Here is a 21398-nt window from a genome sequence, read left to right on the forward strand (position 1 = left end):
TTTTTATGAAAAAAATTGAAAGCCGGTGAAATTTTACTGATCGTAAAATTTCGCCGGCTTTTTAGTTTAGAGATGGGTTTTGTCCCAGCCTCTTTTTATTTGTTTATTTTCTTCTCGGTGTAACGGCGTTGTTTGATGTTTATCAGCGAATATGACCGGCACTTTTATCAGCGATGTTCCTTGTTCTATCAGCGATTCTGGCACTTTTATCAGCGATATTCCTTGTTCTATCAGCGATTCTAGCTCTTTTATCTGCGATGTTCTGGGTTCTATCAGCGATTCCGGCACTTTTATCAGCTATGTTCCGGGTTCTATCTGCGATTCTAGTACTTTTATCAGCGATGTTCTGGGTTCTATCAGCGATTCTAGCACTCTTATCAGCGATGTTCCGTTTTCTGTCAGCGATTCTGACTGGCACTCTTATCAGCGATGTTCTGGGGTTTATCAGCGATTCTAGCTCTTTTATCTGCGATGTTCTGGGTTCTATCAGCGATTCCGGCACTTTTATCAGCTATGTTCCGGGTTTTATCAGCGATTCTAGCTCTTTTATCAGCGATTCTGTCTTTTTTATCAGCGATGCGCAACCTTTTATCAGCGATTGTTTGACTTCATACCTGCATTTTACCTAACATAAAAAAGCGATATTTGCATATTTGCAAATATCACTTTTACTTTATTTAATAGCGTCGAATCGTTTATAAGCTACTAATCTTGTAGACCAGTAAGAGTATGTAACGTCCGAAATTTCAACACCGTCTGATCCTGCATGGATAAATTTATTGTTACCTATATAAATACCCATATGAGATATTCCATCTTTATACGTATTTTGGAAAAATACTAAATCTCCCGCTGTCGGATTTTTAACTTGTGTTGTGTTACCGTAGAAATATCCTTCGCTACTGTCTCTTCCAATTTTTAAACCACCTTGATTAAAGGCGTAGTAAATAAAGCCACTGCAATCTAGGCCTTCGGATGTGTTGCCACCATAGAGATATGGTGTTCCTACTAATGAATTAGCTACGTCTACTGTTTTCTTATAAATAGCTTGTCCATTAGCTGTAGGATCTTTAGTTGTTTCTGTTGATGTTCCCACACCTGAAGATCCGTTATTATGTACTGTATCACTCTCGGGTATTGAAGCTACTGGAGATAATTTTAACACCTGTCCAACGTAAATTGTGTCTGTCGTAAGTCCATTCCAGTCTTTAATGTCCTTTACTGTCACATTATATTGCTTAGCGATTTTGGATAATGAATCGCCTTTAACGACTGTATGTGAAACAGCTGTGGGCTTTGATGGTGTTGTCGGCTTTTGTGTTGATGGATTTGTTGTTGATGGATTTGAAGGTTTTACCGCATCATTAGTAGCTTGTTTTGAAACTTCAAGCTTTTGCGCGACATAAATCAGATCATTCTTTAAATTGTTCCAGCTTTTTATGTCTTGTACTGTTACTTTATTGTTTTGAGCGATTTTAGTTAAAGTATCTCCTTTTTGCACGGTATATGTAGCTGCCTCTGCGGTCTGAAATGCTAAAAAAGAAGTAGCAATAGTACTTAAAGCAAGGATTCTTAATTTTTTTGTCTTTTTCATATCAATTTGCCTCCGTTCGTGCTAAAATATTTCCTTGTGTGTCTATCATACTAGATATTTTAGAAATCAGATATCAGATAAATTGACTATTTTTCAAACAATTTATGAAAATTACTGATTCCGACAGATTCTTACAAATTGTAATAGAATATTAATTGCAAGATTAGTATTCATGTGATAACATACACTTCTGTATTTAAAATTTTTAGAAAGTTTCATCTTTTCAATCTAAAGGAGTTTTAATTTTTATGAAGAACATCTTGCTTTTCATCAAAGAAAATTTGGCAGTAGGTTTACTATTATTTGCCTTATTTTTAGGTGCCGGAAATATTATCTTCCCCCCATTATTAGGCCAACAAGCTGGTGAACATATAACGACAGCAATGATTGGTTTCTTAATAACTGGTGTCGGATTACCGCTATTAGCAATCGTTGCAATTGCGAAGGCGGGTGGCGATCTACAAATACTAGCAAATCGTGTCGGCCCTACCTTTGGTATTATTTTTACATCAATCGTTTATTTAGCGATTGGACCATTTTTTGCAGTGCCGCGTACGGGTTCTGTATCCTATGAAATCGGGATCGTCCCATTTCTTCCAGAGGGAGTAGCAGATCATTGGGCACCACTTTTCATTACTTCTGTCATATTTTTTGCCTTAATACTATTATTAGCTATTAACCCTTCAAAACTTGTCGATCGTGTTGGGAAAATTTTAACGCCTGTTCTATTAGGTGTTATTCTATTACTAGCTATTAAAAGCTTTATTTCCCCAATGGGTGAACCAGGGGCAGCTATAGGAAAATACACTACGTCACCATTGACTGAAGGCTTTGTTAAAGGCTATTTAACAATGGATGTACTAAGTGCACTCGTATTCGGAATCGTTATTTTGCAAGCATTGCGCGACATGGGTATGTCAGATACTAAAAAGCAAGTCAAAACGACAATTTTCGCAGGAATTATTGCGGCTATTGGCTTATCATTTGTCTATATAGCACTTGGACAAATTGGTAACACTAGTGTTAGTGCAATTGGTGCTTTTGATAATGGTGGTACTATAATTGCGAAGTCAGCTGAAGCTCTTTTTGGTACACTCGGGACTATTATATTATCTGCCACAATTTTACTAGCATGTATATCTACTGCTGTAGGTTTACTGACTGCCAATGCTCAATTTTTCAATAAACTATTTCCTAGTGTTTCGTATAAAACGTTTTTGATAATTTTCACAATATTCAGTGCGGCTATTACAAACGTAGGTCTTGAAACAATTATTAGTGCATCACTACCTGTATTATTAATCATCTATCCGCTAGCAATAGTGTTAATGGTGCTGTCGCTTTTCGATAACTTCTTTAAAGGTGGAAAAATTGTTTACATTTTAGCATTAATTCCTACATTCTTTGTTAGTTTGAATGATGGTTTAAAGGAAATGGAGATTACTATTACACCATATGTGAACATTTTAAAAGCTTTACCATTATACGAGCAAAGTCTGGCATGGCTTGTACCTGCAATAATCGGTGCGCTTGTCGGCTTCATCATTCATAAGCTAATAAAAAAATAAAGCTCTTCATCTAACTAGAATCTGCTTGCTTTTTGCGAATAAGCCTCAAGCTTCTTTTAGACAACGACTGTCTAGGAATCTTGCATAAACTTATTTTTTCGCAAATGGCTAGTAGATTCTTTTTTTTGTAGGTAATCCCCTCCTTTTCCTATTCACGGTTATATGGAAATTCATGTATAATGAAGGTAATTAGAAAAGAGGTGTCCTATGAAAAAAGTATTGTGGTCTTTTGTATTCGTTCTATGCTTTTTCATCATACCATTTACAAACGCTTCTGCTGCAAGCAATGAACAACAGCTTGTAAAGGAAATCAAGGCAATTATTGAGGAAAACTATGTTGGAACCATCCATGGAAATTTGCAAAAAGCTAAAACAATTCCTGAAATCATTGATATGCTAGACCCTTATTCTACATATTTTACGAAGAAGGAATTTGAAGAATTTATCAATAGCATCGATCTATCAACTATTGGGATTGGTGTAATCATCGAAGAACATGAAGATGGCATTCATATTTTACAAGTGTTTGAGGATAGCGGTGCATCTAATGCCGGTGTAGTTGCTGGAGACATTATTATCGCCATTAACGGACAATCCGTAGTAGGAAGCTCTACCCAAGAAGTCTCGTCCTTATTAACTGGTGATGAAAATACTAAAATTGAAGTGAAACTCCAGCATGCAGATGGTAAAACTTCAACTACAACCATTACACGAAAAAAATTCACATTACCGAATGTGGAATCTGCGTTACTATTTGGGGATGTTGGCTATATTGCTATGTCATCCTTCTCAGAAGATGGTGCAAAGCTTGTCAAGGATGCGCTTATTCAATTAAAACAGCGTGGTGCAACCTCTTTTATACTTGATTTACAAAACAATGGTGGCGGCTATGTATCAACAGCTGAGGAGATTGCAGGGCTTTTCCCGAATGCAAAAATTGCCTACTTACTGGAAGAAGCACATGCCTCTTATAAAATACGTGCAGTCAAACAAAACGAAAAATTCCCAGCTGATACACGTATTCTAGTAAACCGTTATAGCGCTAGCGCCTCTGAAATGTTATCAGCAACATTACAAGATCAGCAATCTGCTATTTTATACGGAGAAACTACGTATGGAAAAGGCTGTATGCAAGGCTTTTTTGAACTGCAGGATGGTAGCTATTTAAAGCTTACGATTGGTAATTTTACAGGTCCATTAGGGAAAACGATTAATGAGGTTGGGGTAAAACCGAACGTCCAAACAAAGACTGCTCCTATTTTCCAGGCACATTATGATGCAATTAAAGCACAATATACAAATTATAAAGAGCTTGCAAGCTTAAAAAATGTACCAACTTCTAAAACATTTACTGTAAAATTCTCACAAGCTCTCTCTTCGCAAATTGCTGAAGGTAGTGTACAACTTGTCGCTTTAGGCGGTAACGAAGTACCGATTACTACAAAAGTTGATGGTAGTTCATTACTTGTTACCCCATCAAAACCGTTAAACAGTGGGCAAGAGTATATGCTACTCGTTCATCCATCTATTCAAAAAGAAACAGGCAATAAGCTTCAAAAAGGCGTTTATCTTCATATTACAGTTAAGAAATAACAAAGAGGATGGGACATTAGTAAGTTTTTGAAGCATAATTTTAAAATTTCACATGAGAAAAGCGCAAGAAATCAACGTTTTTAAAATTGATTTCTCGCGCTTTTTTAGATTTTGACCAGTTTTCCCCAGCATCTTTTTTTCAAATTTATAAGGCTCATTACCAAAAATTGTGGATGACATTTTTTAACGTATGCCATTTATCTAAGTTGATTGGAGTGGAGACTGGGCGACTCCTTGGGGATTAGCAATAGAGGAACGAAGGCTAAAACCATCACATCCTGTGATAACGCCTTCGTGACCAACATCGGTGCTGTTGCTGTCACTTCGTTGCACTACGTTTTCGCACAGAATGAAACCCTTTTGCTGACGCTTCGTTAGCACTACGCTTTCGCGCAAAAGACATCTGTTGGCCCGAGACCCTGCAGCGAAGCGACAGCGGCAAATGTTTTATCTGTGCGAAAGCGAAGCGCCAGCGGCAAAGCGCCCAGTCGGAACGGAAATCAACCACACGTTTTGGTTATGAGCTATTTATAATTTGCTTCTCTTACAAAGTATAAATGAACCAAATCGCTCGCCAACTCGCATGGCTGTTTTTTTTGTTCAAGTAAATTAGTTAATATTAAACGCTCAAAGGACCCTACAAAACTATCTACAACTATGTTTATGTCTGCACAATATGATTGTAATATGTGGGTACAATCATAACGATGTATAAGGTGAGTAAATTGCTGTGTAAGTCGAGATTTAATTACAAGTGACTGCTCAGATTCGAATAATCCGATTTTTGTTAATTTAGGATTATCAGTTATATAAACGAATAACATATGTACTTTTTGCTTTAGCTCTCTAACAAAGCCTTCTAATCCCTCTTCAACTTCTTCTGATTGTTTACTCATAATTTCATCAAACCCATGCTGAAATCGTTTATTCAGATCGGTGTAGAGAGAATCCTTACTTTCAAAATATAAATAAAAAGTTGGCTGTGTTACATTAGCGGCTTTTACAATGTCACTAACCTTTGTACCATGATAACCTTTTTCAGAAAATATCTCTAAAGCCTTTTCAAGCAATAATTGTTTACTTCGTTCACCATTTGAATTAACCTTCCTACCTCTCGCCATACTTCCCCCTTATCTAATTTGCAGTAGACATAGTCCTTTAGGCATCACTGAATAATGCCAATTTATCCATATCTTCATAAAAAATTCCGCTTTTAATAAAACTAATTATAATACAGCTCCTATTTTTTCACTATAAAATATTATAAATATAACAACTTTTTTGCAGATAGATCTTATAGTGTCCAATGAAGTTTTATTTCCATAGTCGTAGTGGAATCAAATGGGTGCACCTTAGTAAAAACGAAAAATCCCTTTATCAAACAACAATAAGCACATATTTCCTAATCAACATGCCTGAAAAATAAAAAAGTGGGTATCCAGTTTATAAGATACCCACTTTTCCTTATTGTTTTAAATATTTCCGTTTTAATTTATCACTAAATTCTTTTACTTCCTTCACGCCAAATAATAAGTATGAGCCAACAACCACTGCACTAAAAATAACAAGGCCTACAATGAAAGTTATCCATATGTTGTCAAATACTAAAAACTTGCTTGAAAAATACAAAACAATCGTGATAATAATCATTGGTGGAACTGATCTGAAAAATTGAAGTTCTTTGCTAAAGATCCCCATTTTCAAGTCATATTTATAGGCTGCATAAATAATCAGCATAATAAAGTTTGTTACTGAACTCACTAATGTACCCCATGCAATTGCATCCGCTCCACACTTATCGACAAGTAACATAATAACGGCAATGTTAATAACAAATACATTTATTAAGCTGAAGATAACAGGTGCCATTGAGTCACCCTTTGCATAGTAAAAGCGTGTTATATACCCGTTTGCAGCTAAAAAATACATCGATAAACAGAAGATTGCCAGTACTGGTGTTGTAATTGCAGTTGAAACTGCATCAAAATTACCACGTTGATAAACAACCTGCACAAGATTCTCTGCGTAAAAATATGAGTAGACTGTTACAGGATAAAGTAACAACAATAGATAATGTAGCCCTTTTGAGTATAAGCTTTTAATGGAAGTAAGGTCATTCTCTGCTTCTTTTTGACTCAAAATTGGAAAGATAACTGTCGTTACTGCTGTAATTAAAATTGCTTGTGGGAATTGCATAAGCCTTGAAGCATAGTTTACTGCAGCTACTGCCCCTTCAGATAACATTCCTGCAAAAAGACGCTGTAATAATGCGTATAGTTGAATGGTAGCCCCACCGAGCATAATTGGTAAAGTCATTAACCATAATTGCTTTGATGCAATATTTCGTTCAAATGAAAAACCAACCTTATGTGAATCCAACTTGCGATATCCAATAATTAGGAAATACACCATTATTACTGCACTTACTAATGCACTAATACCATATCCAATTGGACCGATAAACTCAGCTAATCCTACAGCAATCACTAAAAAGATTGCATTATAAATTAAAATGGCAAAGCTAGACAAATGGAATTTTTGATTTGCGTTTAGCAATCCACTATACCATGAGGACAATACAAGTAAGATTGATGAAGGCATCATCCAATAATATAGATTTTTAGCTAAATCTAACTCATCTTGACTAAAATCTTTTGGATCTTTACTTTGGTTAAAAAGCTCCATAATCGGATTAGTGAACGCTAACATTAGAATTGTCATTATTGAAACCGTTAGCAAGACAATTGTAAAGGACTGTTTGACAAATAGCGCACGATCCGTTGTTTCCCGATTATAAATTGAGATAACAGCAGTAGTAAATGCACCACCTACGACTAGATATAAAAAATTTGGAATTGTGTAAGCTGTAAAGATACTATCAGCAACGTGGGTACTTCCATAGTAGTATCCGATTATCATTTCACGTAAAAATCCGAAAACACGTGCCACGACATTAATAATCGCAACTGCCCCGACTATTTTTACAAACTTATTCATAGGCCATCCCTACCTTCAATGGCCGACTTATAAATCTCTATACAGCGAGCTGTTATATTTTTTTCATCGTGAATGGCTAATACTTCATCGACCGCTTCACGATTCATATATTGTTCTTTTGGCGTGTTCACGGCACGCAGCATCTCCTCAGATAAAACCATCGCATTTTCGGGCTCCACTAAATGCCCTGCGCCCTCTCCAAGCAAAGATACAAGTCCGCCTACATTTGAAGCAATAACAGGTGTATCTGTCGCTAATGCCTCTAATGCCACTAATCCAAAACCTTCTAAATGGGATGGTAATACAAAGACATCACTTGCTTGGAACCACTTTACTAGTTCTTGTTGTTTTAGTGGATCTATAAATTTGACGTCTTCACTGATTAATGGTTGCAAAGATTGGAAAAATGCCTGGTCTCTTCTAGAACCTACAATATTTAACTCTAAAGGCCGAGATACTTTTGTTTTTAGCATTTGGAAAGCCTGTAACAGCTCTTCAACGCCTTTTTGTTTTATAACATTTCCTACAAATAAAAATTTGAATGGCTCAGTAGCTAATTGTAGTTCTTTGCACACTGCTACTTGATTTCCTTTTGTGAAAACCTCACGATTCACACCCATACTAACAACAGAGATTTTACCTTTTTCAATCCCAAAATCTTGTTCAATTTGTTGAGCTAAGACAGGACCTACTGCGATAACATGTTCACTTTCACGTAAAATACTCGCTGTCCAATTGCGAATTCTTGTGTTCTTCTTCGCCATGCGCTCAATATCGCCACCATGAGCTGTAACGATAAATGGTATACCAAACATTTTCTTTAATAGGAGCGACAGCATACCAGATGGAAACACATAATGTGCATGTGTGACATCAATAGACTTTCTGTTTTTTAAGCCTTTCATCAATGTCGATAAACCCCATTTTGTATATTTCATAATGGTGTTTTTCTTACCTGTTGACGGATTAGTATTAACAGATATATCTACGTCTAGTCCTGCTTTTTCAAGTGCAGTGACTTGGTTTTTCACAAAAATACCGAATGATAAATGATCAGATGTTGGATACATATTACTAATGACGAGTATTTTTTTCATAGACGTGTCACTGCCTTTTTCATTAATTCCTGACCACGCATGGCCTCTTTATGAATATGGGTAGCAATTTGTTTCGTCTCCGCAATCGACTGATCCCAATTGCTACTTAATTTGCCAACTAATGTGGATAGAGCCTTCACATCATCCTCTACATCCTGCATTTGTAAGCAACGATCTGATGCGCCCACAAAGGACATAAAATCCTGTACTTTTGTATGGTAGGATATCGCAATAATCGGAGTTTCTGAATTTGTTGCCAAAATAAGCGAGTGCAGACGTGTACCGATAATAATATCCTGTTCTTCAGTTACATCAAGTAATCGCTCAGGCACCAAATTTTCATCAATAATTTTTGTATGTGCACGTTGTTGCATTTTTTTCTGAATATCCTTCGTCACAGTGACGTCCTGCGGGAATTTTGTGGCAAAGAATGTAATTTCGACATTATGTTCAGAAATTACATGATCTAAATTTTTCGCCATGCCTGTAATGTACGCATCATATTTTTCAACATTGCCCTCTGGCCAATAGTTTGCATTATAGTACGGAACCGCTGATACACCTATTTTAATTGGTTTTTCGGCGTAATGTTGACGATCACCTTTTAATGTAAATGCAGGATCACCAATAATATCTATTGGCTTTTTCACCCCAATACTTTGCAAAAGCTTTTTAGACTGAGGATCACGTACAGAGATATTTGCTGCATAACGACACATTGCGCGAATACTAATTTTCCCGGAAATCGTATCAAGTGGTCCGGCGCCACATCCGTAAATAATGTAGGGAACATTACTTTGTTTTGCCATCATTGCATACGCTCCATACAGGTGAGCCTCACGTTTATAAAAATCCATAAGAATACCACCACCACCAATGATGAGGAGGTCAAATGTTGATACATATTGTTTATTGTTTTTATAAGTATGGATAAACGTTTTAAATAAATTACTCTTCCTGTAATACAATGGATAGCTATGTACCCCATAACGTTCGGATGTTTGTTGTGTGTTATTACTAAAAACGGTAATGTCATCACTAGTTACCGAAAATGTTTGTTTTACTTGTTGAAGAATGCCGTATAATATTGATTCATCACCATTATTATCATTGCCGTAATTCCCCACAATGCCTATTTTCATTAAAAAACATCCTTTTACTTTTTAATACTGAGATTATACCACAATTGCACATTTCCGTTCTTTTAAAACTAGTAAAAATAAGATGAGCTTCAAAAGTCACTACTAATTTTGTGATATGTTTGCTCATCAACGTAACGTAAGGTTGATTTCCGTTGCGGCTTGGCGCTTTCCTGGGGACGTCCGATGTGCCGCTAATCAACTTATATGGTTATAAATATCAATTAACTATCGATTTGCAAGGTATACAAGCCTAACTGCCCAATCTATAACCTTTTTATTTAAAGAGAAAAATAGCAAACTAGGTAACATTACTAGTTTGCTATTTTTTAAATGCTAAGCCATTCTTTAAGGACGACTATTATTGATTAATTGCTCTATAAAGGAATAATCCGAAATGAGCGCGACTAATCGCTTCATCTGGCTTAAAGGTGTTATCACCATAACCAGTTGTAATTTTGTTTGCAGCTAACTGTTGAACATATGTGTATGCCCAATGATTCTTCGATACATCTTTAAAGTTTGTGCTGCTTGTTCCTTTTAGATTATAAGCTAATGCTACAACCTTCGCCATTTGTGCACGAGTTAAAGTACCATTTGGATCAAAGACATTATTGCCTTTACCACTCATAATACCAGACTCAACTACAGCTGCGATTTGTTTATAATAATCGTGATTCGCTGGAACATCCTTAAAGCCTGGATTTTTGACGTTTGATGTTTTTAAATCAAGTGCGCGGCTAATAATAACTGCTGCATGTGCACGTGTAAGTTTGTCATTTGGTCTAAATGTGCCATCTGGATGGCCTGTAATAATATTATTTTTTGTTAAATACTCAATTTCTTTATAGTACACATAATTACTTGGAATATCTTTAAACAACGCAGCCTTTGCTACAGTTACAGTAGCCTCTACACGCTTTGTTCCTAAAATCGCTACTACATTACCAGTAGCACCTGGATTTTTAGCTGTAAACTTACCATCACTAGTAATCGTACCGATATTACCATCTACAGACCATTTCACCTGTGATGCATTGTAAACTAGAGGTTTGCCACCGTCATCCTTTGCATCTACAGTAAATTTAACAGTTTCGCCTGCTCCTACTGTTTTTGACTTTGGTGCAATGTCCAATACTGCTGGAGCATCTACTACTTTTACTTGGAATGATTCAACAGGTGAGCCATCGTGGTTGATGAAAATGCGATCATTGCCAGCTGTCGTTGAAGTATAGTTCAAGCCGTTAACTTTTAAAGTATTATTCTCAGATGTTAGCGATACATGACCGTCTAATGGTAGCGCATTATAGTTATCATCTAAAATATATTGTACTGCTATACTAGACGAAGCACCTGCTAAAAGAGTTGCATAGCTTGTACTATTCGTATATTTAATTTGTGTACCTTTGCCAGTTGGTGCCGTACTTACAGCTTGTAATGTTGCGGACACAAGACGTTGCGCATTGCCTGCATTTAAAGGTAGGTTCGCTAATATGACATTATTATTACCGGGATTTCGAATACCCATCGTTGTTGAGCCGCCACCATCTAAGTTAATTGCTCGATCAACACCAAGTGACACTAAATAGTTCGCAAGTTGAACCATATTCATCCCTGCGCTATGTTTCTGTTTTCCATCAACCGTAATAAGGTGTACTGTTTTTCCATTATTACTTGTCGCTACAATAGTACGTGCAGTAACCGCTTTTGCACGATCACTAGATGTGCCCATCATAATGTAAGGTTTATTATCTTTTACTAAATACGGACCACTTGCCATAATAAATTTCGCATCCTGCCAAAGCTTATCAATAGCGAAGTTAACACTCAGCTCATCTCCAACTGCAATTTGGCTTAGCTTACTGTGCCAATCCCCACCTTGTAAAGATACGACAAAGCCAGTTGACGGGATGGATATTTTTTCTTTTGATCCATAAGGTGTAATTTGTGTAACTTTCCCTGTTAATGTTTGACCGAATTTGTTTTCAGTAATCGGAGCTCCAGTATCTACTACGATTTCAAAACCATATTCATTTGTATTTGTTGTTTTACTATAAAATTGTGGTGTGTAAACAATCGCTTCATATATATTACGTGCACGATTCATACCTGTCATTTCATAGTCTTTACCTTTGTGAGAAAGGGTTACATTAAAATCAAAATAGTCAATGACACCACTGCCATCTGCTGCAACCCCAAAAGCTGTAGGGACATTCATATATTCATCGGAGCCGTTTGAAACAGCACCACCATTTAAAATAACATTATCTTTACTTAATAAAAATAATGGGTAACCTGCAGACATATCGAAGAAACTTGCATTAATAGCACCAACTACACGATTCCCTTCACGTGAATTACGATTAGCATTTGCTACTGTCGATTCTCTGCCATTGACATTCGCAGGCATACCTAATTGTACTTCCGTCGTTTCGTCTACATTAATAGCAAGATGATTAATAGAATTTGTATTGGTACTGCTGTATGTATATTGTTTATACTGCACACCATGTGATAATTTATAATCCTTTTTGACCGTTTGGGCTGCATAGGCATTTAACGGACTAACAACCATTGACAATAATACAACTAAAACTAGTAAATTTTTCGCTATTTTTTTCATTTTTTTTGCGCTCCTGAGTAAAATGGAGCCTTCAACTCTCCCTTCACATGTTTTACTTCTACAACACTATCAAAAATATGTCAAAATATCCATGGAACATTTATGCTATTTTCCAGTTTTATATGAATTGTCATGAAAACTATTTATATAGTCTCATTTTATGATATTTCTAACATTTGACCCTTATCGTTACTCTATAATTTTGGTAAAATGGTGTAGAAATCTAGGAGGGTAAAATATGAAAAAACTATCAATCATTGCTTTGCTCATGACAGTAATCGGCATGCTTCTTTGGCAACCCCAACTAGCATCTGCTGACGAACTAACAGGGCATTCACATGAAAAGGGTCTTCGTTATTTAATTTCCAAAAATGCATTAGTAAAAGATGCAAAAGGAAGTTATCGTCCAGATGCCAATGTGACACGCGGAGAATTTGCTTCTTATTTAACTAAAGCCATGAATCTTGAAGCGACAAGCGACATAGTCTTTAAAGATGTCCCGGATACATATGTACATGCAAAGGATATTAAGCTTGCTGCTTCAGCTGGTATTATTACAGGTTACGGAGATGGTTCATTTAAGCCTAATGCCGCAATTTCAAGACAGCATATGGCGGTTATGATTGAGAGAGCTATCAATTATTTAAACATTCCTAAAGGTACTTCTTCTATTACCTTTAAGGATAATGCAGCTATATTAAAAGACTACCGTCAAGCAGTAGCTATAGGTGCACAACTAGAAATTATTAAAGGCGCAAATGGTTACTTTATGCCAGAAAAAAATGCAACTATTGGACAAGCATCTTCGTTTATTGTACGTCTAATGCAACTTGCTGGTGATCCAGACGCTGCTGAACCAAACGGTGGTAATTCTAACGGCGGTAATTCAAACGGTGGCGATACAAACGGTGGTAATACTAACGGCGGCAATACTAACGGCGGCAATACTAACGGTGGTAATACTAACGGTGGCGATACAAATACTGGATCTTCTAAATATGCTGTTAAGGAAATTTCAAACGGCACATTAGTTGGTAATCAAGGATTCTCTACCTTTGAAGCTGCTGAAAAAGCTGTGACAAAAAATACACAGGTTATTGTCCAAAGTGATAAAATTGTGAAAATGTCTTCAGGCTACGTTGTTACAAATAATTATGTAGCACTAAAATCTGAAACAATTAATGACTCGCTTGGTGTTGCGGCAAATACAGAAATGGAATACCTCAGCAGTGATGCAACACAAGTAAAAGTTCGATTAGCTGGTCAAGTCGGCTACTTAAAACACGCTGATGTTACATTAATCCCATTTTCAATGAGCAAAGGTCGTTCTTACTACGAAAATGTAAATGGTGAAATTAAACATACACTTTACGATTACAACACAAATAAGTATTCTTCTAGCTATGTTTTCGGAAAAGCGCCATCATTTATGAAGCAAGGCGAAAAATACTATAGCTGGGACGGTATTTATTTCACAAACGGCAACGGCTCCTCTAAAGGTGAGGCCTATAACTATTATCAATTTTTACCTGCCCGTGCCCAAACACAATATACGGCACAAGAACTAGATGCTTATATAATGAATAAGCTAGCAGAGGTTGAGAGTACAGGAGTTAGCAGTTATAAAGATGCTACAAAGAAAAGTAAGTTAATAGGTTTAGGGAAAACATTGAAAGATGTGGAAGAAAAATCTCAAATTAACGCAATGCTTGTTTTGGCACTTGCTCAGCATGAAAGTGCTTATGGTATGAGTAATCAGGCACAAGACTTAAACAACTTATTTGGTTTGTACGTGACTGATACGAACCCAAAAAACAAAAAGTTTGATAGTGTAGTTGACAATATCAATGAGCTTGTTGAAAAATTCCTACAGCCAAACTACATTACTCCAGGGGGCTCAACTGGTAAAAACTTTGCTAACGGTGCAGTAGTAGGTTCAAAAGCTCTTGGCTTTAACGTGAAATACGCTTCTGATCCATTCTGGGGTGCAAAAATTGCAGGACACTATTACCGTGCTGAAAAAGCATTAGGCTTTAAGGATGCCAAAAATCCATACACAATCGGTATAACAACAACAACCGGCTTAAACGTTCGTACAGGCGCAGCTACTAGCTTTAGCCCACTATTCACATATGCACGAAGTGGCATGCCTGTGATCATCACAAGCTCTGCGACAAACGGCTGGTATGAGGTCCTTTCTGATAAACTGTATACAGGAAAAGCTTTCGTTAGCAAAGACTATGTACAAGTGATCAATACAGTAAAATAAAAAAAGAAGTCGTCCTATAACGTAGGGCGACTTTTTATGTTGTTGAAAAGGCTATTATGGCAATGTTTATTGCCCTTCTGCAAAACAAGGGGTAACAAAATGTCATCCAACTTTTTAATTTTATCGAAACAATTTCATGTTTTATCGCCATCCACCTGCCAACTGACGGATAGGAACACCAAATAAAAAAGAGATGCCTCAAATAATATTTGAGACATCACTATTATTGTTAATATGAAAGCTTTTTCTTATCTGTTTTCATAATCGCTGACGCAATTATGACAAAGCCAAGCATTAAAATAAAGATTAAATCAAGTAAGCCTGTATGCATAGACACTGTAAATAAGGTAATGACAAATGCATAAGCTACTGAATGGAAGCTACGAATACCGCCTTGCTTCACTTTATTATAAATTAATGAGATTAATACACCATATAAGAAGAAGCCTATCGCTACAAGCAGATAACCCCCGTCTAAGAATAATTGACCAATAAATGTTGGTGTTGTTGTTCTGTTAGGACGTGTAATATATTTACCTTCAGATTCAGCTAGAGAGTTTACAACTTTTGTTACTTTCATACGTGGTGAAACTTGTTCACCCGGTAAAATTGTACTGAAGATACCAGCATGGATTTCCCCATTTAGGTAACCTTCCTCCTGCGTATATTCGATAATTTTACTTAAAACAATATGGCCTGTTACACTCTCACCATTTATTGAACGAATCCATTTTGGTGTTAAGTTAACTTGCTGCTCTACTGATAACAGCTTTTCCTTTTCTGTTTCAGTCAATTCTACATCTGGTTGTTCACGGCTATTAAATTCTTTCGTTGTATCCTCTGATACAACACGAAGGAAGCCAAACATTGAGAAGGCTACTCCGATAACAAACAGAGCTGAAAGGAACCATGTTAATTTCACTCGTTTTACAACGTAATGGAAAATGATAATACCAGTAAATAACATAATAATTAGTGGAGTACGGTAACCCATTAATAGGAATAAGAACATTACTGCAGCATAAATGGAGCCGTAGATTAATGTTTTTTTCCATGTTATATTTTTTTCTAAAATCATTTTATATGATAATAACAGTAAAACGCCATACCATAATAATTGAGCAAAGAAGTTTAATTTTGGATCAAGGTTACGTCGATTAGATTCATCAGAAATCCCCAATCCACCACCTTTAATCATCATTAATACATATGCAACTAAACCAAGTAAAGTTAAAAATACGATAAAATGAACAACATATTTCCCTAAGAAGGATAAACCAAATGATGGGATTGTCCATTTTAACTTATCAATAATGTACACACCAATGTAATAGCATAGTACTGCTAAAATTACTGCTGGCCAAATTGATACACGTAAATTAAATAATTCAAATCGATGGAAATCAAATAGACTTGTAAAGAAATAGAGCATTAATATAAAAGGTAAAAAGAAATACGGCGAAAACGTATCAATTTTGTTGACCTTTGCAAAAGTTTGTTTCAGTTTATTCATAAATGTCATACATCTCAGAAGATGTGATTGCCCTCCTCTATCGCGAATCAAAATTGTTTATTCTTTTATTTACTAAGCAAAACAAGAGTTATTATATCATAAATACAGGTAGACTTATAGAAAGGAATGAATTGATTTTATATATAATTATGCAATGTTTTTCTTTTTTCCTAAATTATGAGTTTATACCCAAAATCTACTACGTAAGTTTCCCCAACAGTTGTCCCTCTTCGCTCTGGACAACACAATTTTAGCCTCACATTAATCGACAATCTAATTCAAAACGCCATATAAACAACCAATTTTTAATGTTTTATCCATTATTTAGTTGTATGATAAATAAGTAGTGCAAATTTCACGGTTTGAGCACAATTCAAAATAGGACGCAATCGCGAAATTGAAGAAAAATACAAAAATAAGGATGTGGATTTAATGAAGAAATTATTCGTTTCACTACTCGTAGCATGCTCTTTTATGCTCGTAGTTTTTTTAGCACCAACACAAGCTAAAGCTGCACAGAAAATCGGTGTCGTTTTCTCTGAAAGTAGTGAAAAATATGCCAATACTACACACCCTAGTGGAACATTTAATGGCCAACTTATTTCTGAAAAGGTTGACTATAGCTCCACATATAATAAGGAACTAAAAGCTTTTCTTCTCTATCAGCAACAAGGTTTCCAAGTAGAGAAAATTTATGAGAAAGACTTAAATAATTTAGAAAATTTAAGTCAATATGATGCAATCGTCTTTGCCTATACAGTCATGATGAATCATCAGCAACGCGAAAATGTCAAAATATACGTTCGAAATGGCGGTGGTGCAATTTTTGCCTTCCAAACAGCCCGTAATGAATCCGCAAAATTCCCTAAACTCGGTCAAATGGATCTCTCTCCATTGATCTACGATGTCGATTCTTGGGTAATGGAGTGGGATAATTTAACTGAAGTCTTCAATTCCCGTTTTATTGACGATATTGTGATAGGAAACTCTGCAATAAGCAATATAAATACTATTCATCCAATTATTCAAAATACAACAAAAGAGCTTGGCAAAAGCAAGCTTAATCTAACAAAAACAGATCGTGATTGGGTAGAAGTCATGAAGCCTTGGCAAGGTGGATCTGCAACACCTATTTTATATTTCTCAGATTACAATTACACAGACAAACCTAAAACAATGAAAAAAAATGAATTTGGCGCAGCCCATGCGATCGAATACGGCAAAGGCAGAGTTGTTCAAATTGGATTCAAAATCTATGATTATATAAATATTAATGATAAAACGGATTGGCAAGATAACGAAAATGGTGCTGCCTATTCAACAACTAATGGTGACAAAGATGCACAAGTATTTATGAAGCATGCTTTAAATTGGGTAGCCGAAAAACATAATGGCTATGTGCCCCGCCGTTATAACCTTTCGCTTTACTCTGACGGGGTGCAAAGTTATGTAGCACCGTCTGGTAAATTCGTTTTCTACTCCACTGTAACGGTTAAAAACAATGGTAATGTGCCTGCACGCGGTACATTGAAAGTAGAAATTTTAGACGCAAACGATAAAGTTGTTGGTAATGGACATGAACGTTACATTCCAGGACTTGCTGCGGATTCCTCAACAAACAATGCTGATCAAAAAGACATTAGTACGCATGCGGAAAAATATCAGATTTCTATGCCTGGCGATTTAGCTACCGGAACATATACGATACGTACATCCTTTATAGAGGGGCGCGATGATCGCAAAAATGCTGATGAAAAATTTGCAACGATTGCAGAAATTAAAACGCTCACACGCGCAAAAGGTTCCAACAAAGCGACAATTGCTTCCGCTCCATTCTTCTCAGATGTATCTTCGTCGAATGGTGCCTATTATGATATTAAAAACTTATATGCACTAGGCATTGTGAAAGGAACGAATGGAAAATTTAATCCACAAGGTACATTAACTCGCCTACAAGCAACAGAAATGATTTTACGAGCATTAGGGATTCCAGCATCCAGCTCAGCTACCTTAAATGCAAGTGACATCAAAGCAGGTGATTATGGCTATGCTGTTTTAGCAACAGGCCTACGCTACGGCATTATTGCAGTAGAAAATGGCAAAATCAATGCCCACCAGCCAATGACCCGCGCTGCCATGGCACGAGCACTTGTCAACGGCTTCAAGCTACAAGGTTATACGAAAAATACTTTCTCTGATGTGCCGACATCTCATGCATATTATAAAGATGTTCAAGCCTTATATGCACTTGGCATCACTACAGGCTATGCCGATAATACATTTAAACCAAATGGTACAGTAACACGTCAAAACTTTGCTCAATTCGTAAATAGAACACTTTACGCAAATTCAAAATAGCTATTAAGGTGAAAGTTGATTTTAGTGCGCTGTTTGGGATGCTTTATATCGTTGGTAAACCCATGTATTGCGCAGGTTGGAGTTCGGTTCGCCGGTAGACTCGTGTATTGCGCTGTGTGGAGTTCGGTTCGGCGCTAAACCCGTGTTTTCCGCCGCTTGAAGTGAGTTCGCCGCTAAACCTGTGTATTGCGCCACTAAAAGTGTGCGGTTCGCCGCTAAACCCGTGTACTCCGCCGCTAAACTCGTGAATTGCGCCGCTAAAAGTGCTCGGTTCGCCACTAAACCTGTGTTTTCCGCCGCTAAAAGTGCTCGGTTCGACGCTAAACTCGTGTTTTCGGCCGCTAAAAGTTCGGTTCGCCGCTAAACTCGTGTTTTGCGCCGCTAAAAGTGCTCAGTTCGCCGCTAAACCCATGAATTGCGCCGCTAAAAGTGCAGTTCGCCGCTAAACTCGTGTTTTCCGCCGCTAAAAGTGCTCGGTTCGACGCTAAACCCGTGTTTTCCGCCGCTAAAAGTGCTCGGTTTGACGCTAAACTCGTGTTTTGCGCCGCTAAAAGTGCTCAGTTCGCCGCTAAACCCATGAATTGCGCCGCTAAAAGTGCCCGGTTCGCCGCTAAACTCGTGTTTTCCGCCGCTAAAATACCAAATCGCTGATAGATCGCTTTTTTGCGATGAAAAAATCACTTTTAATACTACTAATCGAACAAAAAGAGCTACATCGTCTACTATTGAACGATGTAGCTCTTTATTATTATTGTTTTGAGTAATATTCCAAAATCCCTTTGTAGATAGATTCAGCGAATAACTCAATATATTTATCATCCGTCAACTTAGCACGGTCTTCTTTATTTGATAGGAAGCCTAGCTCGACTAAAATGGCTGGAATATTCGTATTTGCAACTACAATGTAATTCATTTCTCTGACCTTACGATTTTCCATATTTACGTTTTTAACAATTTGGTTGTTTACAAATGTCGCAAGCTCAATATCTTCTTGATACATATCACCTGGTGTTTTAGCGTAATACGTTTCGGTACCTTTTGCTTTAGTATTATCTGCTGAGTTCACATGGATACTTACGAAGATTTCGCCGTAGTTAGCATGTGAAAAGTCAACATGTTTTTGTGGCGGGGAGAATGTATCTCCAGTACGAGGCATCAATACCTTTGCACCTGCTGCCTCTAGTTTATCCTTTACTAGAGTACTAACCTTTAATGTTATATCTTTTTCGTAAATTTTATCGTAATGGGTTCCTACGTCCTTACCACCATGACCTGGATCAATAATGATAATTCGATCTTTTACCGGATTACCACTTTGATTTAATAACTTTAAATAAGATTTATGGACATACCCTTTTTGACCTTGGTAAGTAACTTGTGCCCAATAACCGTTAATACTGTTCACTTGAACATATTCGCCCTTTTTCAGCTTACTTACTACCGCAGAAGTAGCGTTAGCTTCTTGGCGGATATTTAAACTGTCAACCGTCACTCGACCTAATACATCACCAGAAACTGTTGGTGGAGTTGGATCTGGAGTAGATGGTTTTTCTACTTCAACGTCCGCTGTACTATTAGCCAAGATATAACCTGGTACACCGTTCACTACAGTTAGATGATAACCACTTACTGTCTTATAAACAGGTAAATTCACTTTACTATTCACAGTTGAAATTACCTTTGATGAAGAGGTTGGTTTTACGTAAAGATTAGTATTTTGTGTTGTCGCAACTTGCTTTTGGACATTCCCTAATGTGTTACCATCTGCATCTAAAAACTGCGCATATGTTTTGTAAATATAAGCAAAAGTATCTTTATAGGAAACTTTTAACCAATCTCCCTCAACTGTATAGACTGATAGTTTTCCACCTTTGTTGATAGTTCCTACAATATTAGCAGTAGATGAAGAATCTTTTGATTTACGAATATTTAATCCGTCAGTTGTTGCAGAAACTAAGCCAATAACCTGTGATGAATCAGGTGCAGCTACAACTTTAACAGGGATATCTAAGCGGTATTTCTCTTCTTTTGCACGCGCTACAAATAACGCAAACTGTTTACGTGTCACTTGTTCATTTGGATTATAATTTTGATTACTTCCTTTTGTAATACCATTATAGTAAATCGTATTCACATATGAAACGTACGGATTATTAATGCCTACGTCTACAAAAGGAGAATCGATATTTTCATGCTCACTTGTATCGAGCTTAAACGCGTTTGTCAACACATAACTCATTTCATCTCGAGTTAAAGGTTTGTTTGGTAAGAATTGTCCCTTGATATTTGTTTTAAAGAAGCCAAGCTGTACAGCACGTTCCACGTAGCCTGAAAGCTCTGTGCCGGCTGTTACATCCGTGAAGCTTGATTTATTAGCAACTAATGGCTTGTTACCTGAAGCAACAACAGCCATTTTGGCAACTTGTCCACGTGTTACGGTGTTGTTAGGTTTATAATACGTTTTCCCCTTTTCTGTATACCCTTTAATAACACCTAAATTAACTAAATAATTGATTTCTTCATATGCGTCATCCTTGTTCGTAACATCTACAAAGCCGCCTTTTGCTTGTGCACTATGTATTGTAAACAATGAAGCAGAAACGAAAAGGACGCATAAGATAAGACTAATTTTTTTAAAATACAATGT

At 36.7% G+C, this 21398-nt stretch carries 14 protein-coding genes; 5 read left to right on the forward strand and 9 right to left on the reverse strand.

The genetic code is table 11. From position 1 onward, the window contains the following. Positions 1-173: 173 nt before the first annotated feature. Positions 174-629 (forward strand): hypothetical protein, encoded by a 456-nt coding sequence (locus ACQKOG_RS24515; RefSeq protein ID WP_427448412.1) that lies wholly within the window; start codon positions 174-176, stop codon positions 627-629. A 44-nt stretch (positions 630-673) separates the two neighbouring features. Here ACQKOG_RS24515 and ACQKOG_RS24520 read toward each other — a convergent pair whose 3' ends face one another. After that, complete coding sequence (locus ACQKOG_RS24520) at positions 674-1594, reverse strand: LysM peptidoglycan-binding domain-containing protein (protein ID WP_370078375.1); 921 nt, start codon at positions 1592-1594, stop codon at positions 674-676. Positions 1595-1842: 248 nt separating this feature from the next. Between ACQKOG_RS24520 and brnQ the strand changes: the two genes are divergently transcribed. Together brnQ and ACQKOG_RS24530 are read left to right on the forward strand one after the other, a co-directional pair. After that, the gene (brnQ, locus tag ACQKOG_RS24525) at positions 1843-3162 is read left to right on the forward strand and encodes a branched-chain amino acid transport system II carrier protein (protein WP_370078377.1); all 1320 of its coding nucleotides are present in this window, start codon (positions 1843-1845) and stop codon (positions 3160-3162) included. 207 nt (positions 3163-3369) lie between these two features. Next, positions 3370-4755, forward strand: a complete 1386-nt coding sequence (locus ACQKOG_RS24530; protein ID WP_370078379.1) for a S41 family peptidase — start codon at positions 3370-3372, stop codon at positions 4753-4755. Positions 4756-5279: 524 nt separating this feature from the next. On the opposite strand, the gene ACQKOG_RS24535 is transcribed toward ACQKOG_RS24530, so the two are convergent. The 5 genes from ACQKOG_RS24535 to ACQKOG_RS24555 all read right to left on the reverse strand — a co-directional run bounded on the left by ACQKOG_RS24535 (position 5280) and on the right by ACQKOG_RS24555 (position 12611). Next, positions 5280-5876: a TetR/AcrR family transcriptional regulator gene (locus ACQKOG_RS24535; RefSeq protein WP_370078381.1), complete on the reverse strand. Its 597-nt coding sequence runs from the start codon at positions 5874-5876 to the stop codon at positions 5280-5282. 343 nt (positions 5877-6219) lie between these two features. Next, positions 6220-7752, reverse strand: a complete 1533-nt coding sequence (gene murJ / locus ACQKOG_RS24540; RefSeq protein ID WP_427448413.1) for a murein biosynthesis integral membrane protein MurJ — start codon at positions 7750-7752, stop codon at positions 6220-6222. Further along, positions 7749-8849 carry a glycosyltransferase gene (locus ACQKOG_RS24545; RefSeq protein WP_427448414.1) on the reverse strand — a complete coding sequence of 367 codons (1101 nt, stop codon included), beginning with the start codon at positions 8847-8849 and terminating at the stop codon, positions 7749-7751. The genes murJ and ACQKOG_RS24545 overlap by 4 nt, the downstream gene beginning before the upstream one ends. Beyond that, positions 8846-9991: a polysaccharide pyruvyl transferase family protein gene (locus tag ACQKOG_RS24550; protein WP_427448415.1), complete on the reverse strand. Its 1146-nt coding sequence runs from the start codon at positions 9989-9991 to the stop codon at positions 8846-8848. Before ACQKOG_RS24550 ends, ACQKOG_RS24545 begins: the two co-directional genes overlap by 4 nt. Positions 9992-10349: 358 nt before the next feature. Beyond that, complete coding sequence (locus ACQKOG_RS24555; RefSeq protein WP_427448416.1) at positions 10350-12611, reverse strand: S-layer homology domain-containing protein; 2262 nt, start codon at positions 12609-12611, stop codon at positions 10350-10352. A 238-nt stretch (positions 12612-12849) separates the two neighbouring features. Here ACQKOG_RS24555 and ACQKOG_RS24560 point away from each other — a divergent pair, with 238 nt between their 5' ends. After that, positions 12850-14880, forward strand: coding sequence for an S-layer homology domain-containing protein (locus ACQKOG_RS24560; protein ID WP_427448417.1), 2031 nt, complete (start codon positions 12850-12852; stop codon positions 14878-14880). Positions 14881-15109: 229 nt separating this feature from the next. Here the strand turns inward: ACQKOG_RS24560 and ACQKOG_RS24565 are convergent, their stop codons facing one another. Beyond that, positions 15110-16393 (reverse strand): oligosaccharide repeat unit polymerase, encoded by a 1284-nt coding sequence (locus tag ACQKOG_RS24565; protein WP_370078392.1) that lies wholly within the window; start codon positions 16391-16393, stop codon positions 15110-15112. 432 nt (positions 16394-16825) lie between these two features. Here ACQKOG_RS24565 and ACQKOG_RS24570 point away from each other — a divergent pair, with 432 nt between their 5' ends. Next, positions 16826-18751 (forward strand): S-layer homology domain-containing protein, encoded by a 1926-nt coding sequence (locus tag ACQKOG_RS24570; protein WP_427448418.1) that lies wholly within the window; start codon positions 16826-16828, stop codon positions 18749-18751. A gap of 423 nt (positions 18752-19174) precedes the next feature. On the opposite strand, the gene ACQKOG_RS24575 is transcribed toward ACQKOG_RS24570, so the two are convergent. Both ACQKOG_RS24575 and ACQKOG_RS24580 read right to left on the reverse strand, forming a co-directional pair. Continuing rightward, positions 19175-19558, reverse strand: coding sequence for a hypothetical protein (locus ACQKOG_RS24575; RefSeq protein ID WP_427448419.1), 384 nt, complete (start codon positions 19556-19558; stop codon positions 19175-19177). Beyond that, positions 19500-21395, reverse strand: a complete 1896-nt coding sequence (locus ACQKOG_RS24580; RefSeq protein ID WP_427448420.1) for an N-acetylmuramoyl-L-alanine amidase — start codon at positions 21393-21395, stop codon at positions 19500-19502. Before ACQKOG_RS24580 ends, ACQKOG_RS24575 begins: the two co-directional genes overlap by 59 nt. Positions 21396-21398 lie beyond the last annotated feature (3 nt).

This window comes from Lysinibacillus sp. NPDC093216 (assembly GCF_050280325.1).
Lineage (GTDB): Bacteria > Bacillota > Bacilli > Bacillales_A > Planococcaceae > Lysinibacillus.

Bases quoted from the DNA above. Each gene is read 5' to 3' on its own strand.
- ACQKOG_RS24515 (WP_427448412.1), top strand. From the start codon at position 174: ATGTTCCTTGTTCTATCAGCGATTCTGGCACTTTTATCAGCGATATTC.
- ACQKOG_RS24520 (WP_370078375.1), bottom strand. From the start codon at position 1,594: ATGAAAAAGACAAAAAAATTAAGAATCCTTGCTTTAAGTACTATTGCT.
- brnQ (WP_370078377.1), top strand. From the start codon at position 1,843: ATGAAGAACATCTTGCTTTTCATCAAAGAAAATTTGGCAGTAGGTTTA.
- ACQKOG_RS24530 (WP_370078379.1), top strand. From the start codon at position 3,370: ATGAAAAAAGTATTGTGGTCTTTTGTATTCGTTCTATGCTTTTTCATC.
- ACQKOG_RS24535 (WP_370078381.1), bottom strand. From the start codon at position 5,876: ATGGCGAGAGGTAGGAAGGTTAATTCAAATGGTGAACGAAGTAAACAA.
- murJ (WP_427448413.1), bottom strand. From the start codon at position 7,752: ATGAATAAGTTTGTAAAAATAGTCGGGGCAGTTGCGATTATTAATGTC.
- ACQKOG_RS24545 (WP_427448414.1), bottom strand. From the start codon at position 8,849: ATGAAAAAAATACTCGTCATTAGTAATATGTATCCAACATCTGATCAT.
- ACQKOG_RS24550 (WP_427448415.1), bottom strand. From the start codon at position 9,991: ATGAAAATAGGCATTGTGGGGAATTACGGCAATGATAATAATGGTGAT.
- ACQKOG_RS24555 (WP_427448416.1), bottom strand. From the start codon at position 12,611: ATGAAAAAAATAGCGAAAAATTTACTAGTTTTAGTTGTATTATTGTCA.
- ACQKOG_RS24560 (WP_427448417.1), top strand. From the start codon at position 12,850: ATGAAAAAACTATCAATCATTGCTTTGCTCATGACAGTAATCGGCATG.
- ACQKOG_RS24565 (WP_370078392.1), bottom strand. From the start codon at position 16,393: ATGAATAAACTGAAACAAACTTTTGCAAAGGTCAACAAAATTGATACG.
- ACQKOG_RS24570 (WP_427448418.1), top strand. From the start codon at position 16,826: ATGAAGAAATTATTCGTTTCACTACTCGTAGCATGCTCTTTTATGCTC.